2 pseudogenes are annotated in these 725 nt (G+C 62.3%); both read left to right on the forward strand.

Going from position 1 to position 725, the window contains the following annotated elements:
- Nucleotides 1-464: pseudogene (locus EOA22_RS35960) on the forward strand (ABC transporter substrate-binding protein); the annotation flags it as partial.
- Nucleotides 465-511: 47 nt separating this feature from the next.
- Nucleotides 512-725 (forward strand): annotated as a pseudogene (locus EOA22_RS35965) (hypothetical protein); the annotation flags it as partial.

Raw genomic sequence — 725 nt, forward strand, 5'->3', positions numbered from 1 at the left:
TGACGGCGCTGCCGCAGGCGCTCGAACTCGGTGCGGCGAAAAGCTACTTCCTGTTCGGCGTTGACCCCGGCATCTGGAAGGAAAAGCAGCTGTCCGCCGATGTGCCGGTGGCGATGAGCTGTGTCCCGGTGTGCTGGGGCGAGTCCTCGAACCCGAAGGCCAAGGCTTATTTCGACGCCTACTTCGCCGCGGGCGCGCCGCATGGCGTGACCTCGTCGGTGTCGCTGCTCTACCACGATTACGTCCACTTCCTCGTCGAAGCCTGGCAGAAGGCCGACAGTTTCGATCCGGACAAGACGGTCGACGCATTGCTGAGCCTCCACCACCAGGGCGTGGTCTCGGATGATTTGACCTTTAACCAGACCCACCAGGTCACCCACGCGACGGAAGTCTGCGCGGCGGCACCCGGCGGCGCCATCTCCTGCGCCATGCAGCAGCCCCCGGCCGAAGCGCCGAAGAGCTGAAGCTTCATCATACCCGAGTTGGCGGAATCCACCGCCAACTCCCTTTCTTGCAAGACAGGCAGGTCTCGATCGCCGTGGATATCTTCATCCAGCAAATCCTCAACGGCCTTTCCATCGCCAGCGTCATCACGCTCATCGCCATTGGCGTGACGCTGATCTTCGGCCTCACCGGCATCATCAATTTCGCTCATGGCGAATTCCTCATGATCGGCGGCATCGTCACTTGGCTCGCCGTCAGCGCGGGCCTCGGCTTTCCCATAG

Source organism: Mesorhizobium sp. M7A.F.Ca.US.014.04.1.1 (genome assembly GCF_003998745.1).
GTDB lineage: Bacteria > Pseudomonadota > Alphaproteobacteria > Rhizobiales > Rhizobiaceae > Mesorhizobium > Mesorhizobium ciceri.